Here is an 8,297-nt window from a genome sequence, read left to right on the forward strand (position 1 = left end):
CGATCCATAGGGAACTCCCGATACTGGAGTGATGAGCACCCCGGCCCCCTCGAAGCACCTCGCCCCCGCGCAGCGCACCCGCCTCAAGCGGGCCGATGGGACGCCGATCCGCGTCCTCGTCGTCGACGACGAGAGCACCCTCACCGACCTGCTCCAGATGGCGCTGCGCTACGAGGGCTGGGAGGTGCGCACCGCCGCTGAGGGCCGCGCGGCGATCACGATCACCCGCGAGTTCCGGCCGGACGTGATCGTGCTCGACGTGATGCTCCCCGACATCGACGGCCTCCAGGTCCTGCAGCGGGTCCGCGCGGACGGCAGCGAGACCCCGGTCCTCTTCCTCACCGCGAAGGACGCGCTCGACGACCGGATCGCCGGGCTCACCGCCGGCGGCGACGACTACGTCACCAAGCCCTTCTCCCTCGAGGAGCTGGTCGCCCGGATGCGCGGACTCATCCGCCGCAGCACCCTGCTCGCCAACGACGCGGACGACCCCGAGGTCGTCGTGGGGGACCTGGTGCTGAACGAGGACAGCCACGAGGTCCGCCGGGGCGGCGACGAGATCGAGCTGACCGCCACCGAGTTCGAGCTGCTGCGCTTCCTGATGCGCAATCCGCGCCGCGTGCTCAGCAAGGCCCAGATCCTCGACCGGGTCTGGTCGTACGACTTCGGCGGCAAGTCGAGCGTGGTCGAGATCTACATCTCGTACCTGCGCAAGAAGATCGACGCCGGCCGCTCGCCGATGATCCACACCGTGCGCGGCGCCGGCTACCTCCTGAAGCCCGCCGACCAGTGAGCCGCACCGGCCGCCCGTCGCTCGGCGACTTCGCGACCCGCTCCGCCCTCCGCGGCTCCCGCCGCGGCCGGCGCGCGCCGTGGACTCTGCGGCGGCGGATGGTCGTCGCCGTGGTCGCGCTCGTCGCGGTGACGGCGGGCGTCGTGGGAGCGGTGAGCGTGCTCTCGGCGCGGTCGATCCTCTACGGCAGCACGGACGCGTCGCTCAGCCAGTCGGTCACGCGCCTCCAGGACTTCGACGGGCCGAGCCGCTTCGGCGGGTCGAGCGCGATCGAGCAGGCCACGACCTGCCCCAGCGGATCCTTCGGCGGCGGCCCGAGCCAGAACCTCAGCACCATCACCGCCGTCCAGGGCTCGGACGGCTCCTTCATCGGCGCCTACGTCGACGCCGACGGGGTCTGCCGGCAGTTCTCGGACCCGGCCGACTCGGTGCTCGCGGCGGCCGTCGCCGCGGGGGGCGAGGAGGCGACCATCGAGCTGCCCGGGAGCCTCGGGACCTACCGCGTGCGCGCGGCGGCGGTCGAGGGCTCCGTCGTCGTCGTCGGCGTCCCCCTGGGCGAGGTCGCCGAGACGCTCGCCTCCCTCACCTGGGTGGTCGTCGTGGTGGTGCTGCTGGCGATGCTGCTGGTCGCCCTCGTCGCCACCGCGATCATCCGCGTGGCCCTGCGGCCCCTGGAGCGGGTGGAGGCGACGGCGACCCGCGTGGCCGAGCTGCCGCTGGACCGCGGCGCCGTCGAGCTGGTCGAGCGGGTCCCGGAGGAGGACGCCGACACCCGCACCGAGGTCGGCCGGGTCGGCGCCGCCTTCAACCGCATGCTCGACCACGTCACCGGTGCGCTGGAGTCGCGGCAGGCGAGCGAGGACAAGGTGCGGCAGTTCGTCGCCGACGCCTCGCACGAGCTGCGGACCCCCCTCGCGGCGATCCGCGGCTACGCGGAGCTGCCCCGTCGGGGCGGGACCGAGCTGCCGGAGTCGGCCGCCTACTCCCTCGACCGGATCGAGTCCGCCGCCACCCGGATGACCTCGCTGGTCGAGGACCTCCTCCTGCTCGCCCGCCTCGACGAGGGCCGCGACCTCGAGAAGGAGCCCGTCGACCTGACGCTGCTCGTGATCGAGGCGCTGTCGGACGCGCACGCCGCGGGCCCCGACCACCAGTGGGATCTCGAGCTCCCCGAGGAGCCGATCGAGATCCGCGGCGACGGCTTCCGGCTGCACCAGGTGGTCGCCAATCTGCTGCGGAACGCGACCGTGCACACGCCCCCCGGCACCCGGGTCGTGGCGGCCCTCGCCGAGGAGGTGTCGGAGGGGCGGCCGATCGCAGTCGTGACGGTCACCGATTCCGGCCCGGGCATCGCGCCGGAGCTGGTGCCGGTGCTGTTCGAGCGCTTCGCCCGCGGCGACTCCTCCCGAGCGCGCACGACCGGATCGACGGGGCTGGGCCTGGCGATCGTGGCGGCGGTCGTCGACGCCCACGGCGGGCGCGTCCTCGTCGCGTCCGAGCCGGGGCGCACGAGCTTCCGCGTCGAGCTGCCGGCGGGCTGAGGGCCGGGACGGCGGTCTCCCGCCGCCCGCCCTACACCGAGACGCCCAGCCGGCGGCGCGCGTCGTCGAGGGTCCGCACCACGGCGACCACCTCGTCGAGCGGGTGCAGCGGCGACTCGGTGCGCCCCTCCGTCACGTACTGCGCGACGTGCAGCGCCTCCCAGGCGAGGCCCTCGCCGCCCTGGAGCGGCGTCTCGTCGATCCACGACCCGCTCTCGGAGCCGCGGGTGAGCGTCACGCCGCCCGGCGTCCAGAACGACGGGTGCACGTCGATCCGCCCCGCCCGCCCCGCGACGCTCGCCGCGTGGCGGGTGTCGGCCAGCACGGTCGAGGTGGCCACCGACTGCACCCCGTGCGCGTGGCTGCCGACGATCGTCGCGGTCGCGTCGACGCCGGTCGAGGTCATGCTGCCGGCGACGACGGTGCTCTGCGGGGTGCCCGCCACCATCGAGACGAAGGAGGAGGCGTAGACGCCGACGTCCAGCAGGCCGCCGCCCGCGAGCGACGGGTCGAAGATCCGGCTGGAGGGGTCGAAGTCGAAGGCGGCGCCGAAGTCGGCCGAGACGACGGCGGGCGCGCCGACCGCCCCGTCGGCGAGCAGCTGCCGCACGACGTCCATGTGCGGCAGGTAGCGCATCCACATCGCCTCCATCGCGAAGACTCCGGCGTCGCGCGCGGCGTGCACCATCATCTCGGCCTCGCCCGGGGTCGGCGCGAACGGCTTCTCGACCAGGATGTGCTTGCCCGCGGCGATGGCGAGCAGTGCCTGGCGGGCGTGCTCCGAGTGCGGGGAGGCGATGTAGACCACGTCGACCTCCGGATCCTCGACCACGGCCTCGTAGCCGGCCGAGGCCCGCTCGATCCCGAACCGGCTCGCGAACCGCTCCGCGCGCTCCAGCGAGCGGGAGCCCACCGAGACCACGCGCTGCCGGGTGTGCTTCTGCAGCGCCTCGACGAACGAGCCGGCGATCGAGCCGGGCGCGATCACCCCCCAGCGCAGGACGGGGGAGTCGAGGAGGGAGGGGAGTCGGGGCTCGGGAAGCGTCAGTGCCATGCGTCCACGCTAGGGCCCCGTGCCCGGCGGGGGCGAGGGGGTGCGCGGCGGTCCCCTAGGGTGTGACGGCACGCGCAGTCGCGGGCGGAGGAGGACGTCATGCCCGAGTGGTACACCCTGGGCGTCGTCGCCCTCGTGATCGTCGTGGTGGTCGTCGCGATCGTGCGCTTCCGGTTCAACCCGGTGCTGGCGCTGGCCGTGGGAGCCGCCGCGATCGGCCTGCTCACCGGGCTCGGCCCCGTCGACACCGTCTCCACGATGACCACCGGCTTCGGCGAGGTGATGATGGAGGCGGGCCTCCTGATCGGCTGGGGCGTGCTCATCGGCGCGATGCTCAACGAGATGGGCGCCGTCGTCCGGCTCGTCGAGGGCCTGCTGCGCGTCTTCGGCCGCCGCGGGATCCCCTACGCGCTGGGCCTCTCCTTCGCCACCTACCTGCAGACGATCTTCGTCGACGCGCTGATCGTGATCGCGGCGCCGCTCGCCCGCCGGATCGCGCCGCGGCTGGGGCGCGCGGGCACCGGCATCGTCGCCGTGACCTTCGCCGTCGGGCTCGAGACGGGCATCGTGATGATGGTGCCCGGCTTCGCCGCGGTCGCGCTCGCGGGGCTGCTCGGAGTGCCGCTGGGCGTGATGATGCTCGGCGGATTCGCGGTGGTGGCGCCGACGGTCGTGGTCACGATCCTGCTGATGTCGCTCGCGTTCCGCCTCGGCTTCTGGGACCCGGCGCGCGACGAGCAGCTGGTCGTGCGCGACGATACGACCGGGCTCGCGACGGTGGGGGCGTCGCCCGCCGCGGACGGCGGACGGCTGCCGTCGTTCGGAGCGCGGGGGAGCGGCGGGGCGTCCTCGAGCGGAGTCGGAGCGGCATCGGGCGGCTCGTCCGGCTCGTCCGTCGAGGACGCGGCGGGTCCCGCCGGAGCGCAGGACGCCCACGCCGCCCGCGAGCGCCCGCTCCTGCTCCTCTTCGCGCCCATGCTCCTCGCCCTCCTGCTCATCGCCGCGCAGGCGGTGCTCACCGTCTCCGGGGTCGAGCTGCCGGTGCTGCAGTTCCTCGGGAACCCCGTCATCGCGCTCCTCCTCGCCGTGATCGGCACCGGAGTGGTCGGCCGATCCACCGTGGGAACCGCGCGGATGGAGAAGGCGGTCGCCAAGGGCTTCCAGGACGGCGGGCAGATCTTCCTGCTCACCGGCGTCGGCGGGGCGCTCGCCGCGGTGATCGCCCAGGGCGACCTCGGCGAGATCCTGAAGGGCTACTTCTCGACCTCGGCGACCGCGCCGCTGCTGCTCGTCTGGGTGATGGCGGCCGTGCTGCACATCGCGGTCGGCTCGGTCACCCTCTCGGCGATCACGGCGGCCGGAGTCGTCGCGCCGGTCGCCGCGACACTCGGCCTCGACCCGCTGCTGATCGCACTCGCCGCGGGCTCCGGCGCGCTGTTCTGCATCCACGTCACCTCGAACACCTTCTGGCTGCTGCAGAGCTTCCTCGGCCAGTCGGTCCGCGGCGCCCTCAAGTCCGTGACCGTCGGCGTCTCCCTCGCCTCCGTCCTCGCGCTCGGCGCCACGCTCGTCCTCTCCCTCTTCCTCTGACCGGGCCCTCCTTCCTCCTCTCGCCGGATGCCACTCGGGCACTCGAGTCGCCGGGCGAGGCGTACCGACGAGGCATCTCGCGGAGGTGACCCGGCCGACACGTGACGGAAACATGGAGCCTCTATCTTCCTGAGAGGGTTCACATCCGATTCGGAGATCCAGACGCCGACGGGGGCCCGATCCGTTCCGTCACGCCTCGACAAGGGAAGAACTCCGCTTGAGATCTCGAACCGCCCTCGCCTCCGGATGCGCCGCGCTCGCGCTCGCCGCCGGCGGTCTCCTGGTCGCCCCGCCGGCGACCGCCACGACCGCAGCACCCGCCGACTACACCCGCGTGGACATCGTGCGTCCGCCGTCCGCTCCGATCGCGGTGCCGACCAGCTACCCGCAGCAGACCCCGCTGACCGAGGTGCCCGTCGACCCGACCGACGCCTCGCTCCTGCGCGGAGTCACCCCCTACGACGCCATCGCGCCGCAGCTGAACGCGCTCGCCGCCCGCTCCGACCGGGTCTCGACCCAGGTGGTCGGGAAGTCCGGCCTCGGCCGCGACATCTACCTGGTCACCGTCACCGCCCCCGAGACCGAGGCCGAGACGGCGCAGCAGGCCGAGTGGCGCGACCGGCTCAAGTACGAGCCCGCCGCCGCGGCCGCCGACGCCGAGCTGATGGACGGCTACAAGGTGCCGGTCTGGTTCAACGGCAACATCCACGGCAACGAGTGGGAGGGCAGCGACGCGATCCTCGAGTACATCGAGGGCGTCGCCACCGCCGAGGACGCGGAGACCGAGGCGCTGCTCGAGGGCAACCGCCTCTACTTCACCGTCACCAACAACCCCGACGGCCGCGCCCTCGGCCAGCGCGCCGTCGCCGCGGGCTACGACCCGAACCGCGACATGATCACCGGAGCCACCAGCGAGGCGGCCGTGATCCGCGACCTCTCGAGCGTGCTCCAGCCCACGTACTTCATCGACATCCACGGCTACACCGGGATCCTCCAGGTCGAGCCCTGCGGCCCGCCGCACGGCGAGAACTACGAGTACGACCTCTTCCTCCCGCACGCGTACGCGACCGCGCTCGAGATCGAGCGCCGCGTCGTCGAGGCCGACGTGCCCGGCAACACCTACCTCGCCGAGGACGGCAGCGCCACGACGGACAACACCGGGAAGATCCTCATCCCCTACCGCGACATCCGCGCGGGCTGGGACGACTGGCCTCCCATCTTCGCCCCGCAGTACGTCGCCTTCCAGGGCGCGATCACCAACACGGTGGAGCTTCCGCTCGGCCGCACGGCCAACAGCACTCCGGAGGAGATCGCCCAGGGCCAGGCCAACGCGGACATCGACGTCGAGGTCGCCGGGATCGTCATGGACGCCTCCGTCGACTACATCGAGGCCAACCGCGACGCGCTCCTGAGCAACCAGGTCAGCATCTTCGAGCGCGGCGTCACCGGCGCCCCCGCCATCGAGATCCCCGCCGACGTCTCCGCGGCCGACCTGCCCGCGGGCGTGCCGACCGAGTGGACCGAGATCTGGGACGAGACCGACGTCTACACGACCGAGTACCCGCGCGCCTACGTCATCCCCGTCGACGGCACGCAGCGCTCCGTCTCGGACGCCGAGACCCTCGTCGCGCAGCTGCTCGCCCACGGCGTCGAGGTGTCGCGGACCACGGCCGCCACGAGCGTCGGAGGAGTCTCCTACCCCGCGGGTACCTACCTGGTCGACATGCACCAGTCGGTCCGCGGCCTCGCCAACGTCCTCCTCGCCGACGGCAGCGACATCTCGAGCCGTGTGCCCGAGATGTACGACGTCTCGGCCTGGAGCCTCTCGCTCCTCTGGGGCGCCGACGTGCAGGCGATCGGCTCCACCACCGATGCCCTCCCAGCCGTCGGCCTGGAGCCGGTGACCGCCGTCGCTCCGGTCGGCTCCGTCCCGGCAGGCGCCGACTACCTCGCCTTCGAGCCGCGCGGCGTCCTGGAGTACCAGGCCGTCAACGCGCTGCTGGCCGACGGCGTCGCCCTCGAGCAGTTCGAGGACGGCACCATCGCCCTGCGTGCCGACGCCGCCGGGCTCGCGGCCGCCGAGGGAGCCGCCGCCGTCTTCGGCGTCGACTTCACGGCGACCACCGCCGACCGCGTGCGCGCCGAGGACGGGAAGGCGCTCGACGCCCTCCGCGTCGCCTACTCCGGCACGAACGAGGACCGCGACGCCCTGGCCAAGCTCGGCTTCGCCGACGCGGTCGCCGTCGACGCGGCCGCGCTCACCGCGGGCACCGCGACCCTCGAGGGTGCCGACGTGCTCTACGTGGGACGCGCCCTCTCCTTCACCCCGGAGCAGGCCGCAGGCCGCACCGTGGTCGAGGAGTTCCTCGCGGCGGGCGGCGACGTCGTCGGCCGCGGTGGCGCAGGAGCGGCCTTCGTGTCCGACTTCGGCCTGGCCGAGCTGACCGCGCAGACCGGCACCAGCGGCTCCAACGGCATCGTCTCGGTCGAGACGCCCGCCGGCGGAGTCCTCGGCGACTACCCGCAGGACACCGCGTTCGTCTCGCCGGCACTGTGGTTCGCCGGCTTCGACGAGTCGGTCGCGGTCGAGCAGAGCTACTCGGAGGACGGCACGTTCGTCGCCGGGCACTGGGTCGACTCCGAGGGGCAGTCCCGGAGCGACGCGGCCGGGCAGGCCTCGGCCGTCTCGTTCTCGACGGAGTCGGGCACCGAGGGCTTCCTCTTCGGCACCTCGCCGGTGTTCCGCAACCACCCGGTCGGAGCGTTCAGCGACGTCGCCCGGGCGCTGCTCGCCGTGGCGCCGGAGGGCGCCGCCGTCGAGCTGCCGGGGACCCCGGAGCCCACGCCGACGCCGGAGCCGACCGGCTCGCCGGAGCCGACCGCGACTCCCGAGCCCACGGCGACTCCTGAGCCGACCGGCTCACCGGAGCCGACCGCGACCCCCGAGCCGACGGCGACTCCTGAGCCGACCGTGACGCCCGAGCCGACCGTGACGCCCGAGCCGACCGCGAGCCCCGAGCCCACGTCGACCCCGGAGCCCACCGTCGTGCCGACGGCCGGACCGACCGCCACGGCCGCGCCGATCACCGCACCGACCGGCCCCGGCGGCCTCCCCTCCACCGGAGTGGAGACCGGCTCCTGGCTGCTGCTCTCGGGAGGTGCTGTCGCCCTCGGCCTCGGCTCGCTCCTGATCGCCCGCAGCCGTCGCCGCGAGGACCAGGAGGCCTAGCCTCCGCCTTCGGGGAGGGATCGGGCGCCCGCCGCCCGGTCCCTCCCCGAAGGCGGAGGCTAGGCCTCCTGGTCCTCGCGGCGACGGCTG

The 8,297-nt window shown here is 73.6% G+C and carries 5 protein-coding genes; 4 read left to right on the top strand and 1 reads right to left on the bottom strand.

Going from position 1 to position 8,297, the window contains the following annotated elements; all coding sequences use genetic code 11:
• Positions 1-31: 31 nt before the first annotated feature.
• The gene (locus C5C10_RS11210; protein ID WP_104223650.1) at positions 32-793 is read left to right on the top strand and encodes a response regulator transcription factor; all 762 of its coding nucleotides are present in this window, start codon (positions 32-34) and stop codon (positions 791-793) included.
• Positions 790-2,334: a cell wall metabolism sensor histidine kinase WalK gene (locus tag C5C10_RS11215; RefSeq protein ID WP_219813254.1), complete on the top strand. Its 1,545-nt coding sequence runs from the start codon at positions 790-792 to the stop codon at positions 2,332-2,334. The genes C5C10_RS11210 and C5C10_RS11215 overlap by 4 nt, the downstream gene beginning before the upstream one ends.
• Positions 2,335-2,365: 31 nt before the next feature.
• Here the strand turns inward: C5C10_RS11215 and C5C10_RS11220 are convergent, their stop codons facing one another.
• Entirely contained in the window at positions 2,366-3,388 is a 1,023-nt protein-coding gene (locus C5C10_RS11220; RefSeq protein WP_104329252.1) for a Gfo/Idh/MocA family protein, read from the bottom strand.
• A gap of 99 nt (positions 3,389-3,487) precedes the next feature.
• Here C5C10_RS11220 and C5C10_RS11225 point away from each other — a divergent pair, with 99 nt between their 5' ends.
• A complete protein-coding gene (locus C5C10_RS11225) occupies positions 3,488-4,978 on the top strand; it encodes a GntP family permease (RefSeq protein WP_104329253.1) in 1,491 nt (496 codons plus the stop codon).
• Between the two features lie 217 nt (positions 4,979-5,195).
• Positions 5,196-8,207, top strand: coding sequence for a M14 family zinc carboxypeptidase (locus C5C10_RS11230; protein ID WP_104329254.1), 3,012 nt, complete (start codon positions 5,196-5,198; stop codon positions 8,205-8,207).
• The last annotated feature ends 90 nt before the right edge of the window (positions 8,208-8,297 follow it).

This window comes from Rathayibacter sp. AY1A3 (assembly GCF_002930975.1).
Taxonomy (GTDB): domain Bacteria; phylum Actinomycetota; class Actinomycetes; order Actinomycetales; family Microbacteriaceae; genus Rathayibacter.